Source organism: Actinospica durhamensis, from assembly GCF_018139695.1.
Classification (GTDB): domain Bacteria; phylum Actinomycetota; class Actinomycetes; order Streptomycetales; family Catenulisporaceae; genus Actinospica; species Actinospica durhamensis.
Genome location: NZ_JAGSOG010000788.1, coordinates 1 through 423 on the forward strand (window position 1 = coordinate 1; position 423 = coordinate 423).

A 423-nucleotide genomic window follows, 5' to 3' on the forward strand; every position below is an offset into this window, starting at 1 on the left:
GCCCCTACAAGGGCAAGCACCTGCCGGACTCCGTCCTGGAGACCCCGGACGACAAGACGGTCGTCTTCAAGTTCAACCAGCCGCGCCCGGACCTCCCGCAGGCCCTGGCCATGGCCGGCTACTCCATCGTGCCCGAGAAGCAGGACACGAAGGAGAAGTACGACAAGGCGCCCAAGGCCCTCGGCCCGTACAAGATCGCCGAGTACAAGCCGGGCAAGTCCATGAAGCTGGTCAAGAACGACCAGTGGGACCCGAAGACGGACGCCGTGCGCCACCAGTACGTGGACGGCTTCAACTTCACCAACACCGTCTCCCAGGCCAGCCAGACCAAGCGCCTGGTCGCCGACCAGGGCGAGGCCAAGAACGCCATCCAGTTCACGGACTCGGTCGACCCGGCGCAGATGTCGGACGTCATCAGCAACC

Annotated in this window: 1 protein-coding gene; it reads left to right on the forward strand. The window is 65.0% G+C overall.

Going from position 1 to position 423, the window contains the following annotated elements:
* The coding region (locus KDL01_RS42230) for an ABC transporter substrate-binding protein (RefSeq protein ID WP_246577728.1) at window positions 1-423 on the forward strand (423 nt) is incomplete at both ends.